A 394-nucleotide genomic window follows, 5' to 3' on the forward strand; every position below is an offset into this window, starting at 1 on the left:
GCGCTGTTCATGATGTTCCAGATGACCTTCGCCATCATTACGCCGGCACTGATCACCGGCGCCTTCGCCGAACGCATGAAATTCTCGGCCATGCTGGTCTTTATGACTCTGTGGTCCCTGCTGGTCTACGTGCCGGTTGCACACTGGGTATGGGCACCGGGCGGCTGGATGTTTGACCATGGCGTACTCGACTTTGCCGGCGTCACCATCGTCTACTGCGCGATCGTGTCTTTCATCCTGCTCAAAGGCATAGATCTGGTGATGGGCTTGCGTGTGACGGAAGAAGAGGAACGCGAAGGTCTGGACGTACGCCTGCATGGTGAACGAGTGGAATAAGACAGATTTGCTTGGAGTAAGGGACTTGGGGCGCTTCGGCGCCCATTTTTTTTGGCCA

At 56.1% G+C, this 394-nt stretch carries 1 pseudogene; it reads left to right on the forward strand.

The features are described from left to right. Positions 1-336: pseudogene (locus tag EGI20_RS19135) on the forward strand (hypothetical protein); the annotation flags it as partial. Between the last annotated feature and the right edge of the window lie 58 nt (positions 337-394).

The sequence above is a fragment of the Aquitalea sp. S1-19 genome (assembly GCF_024343515.1).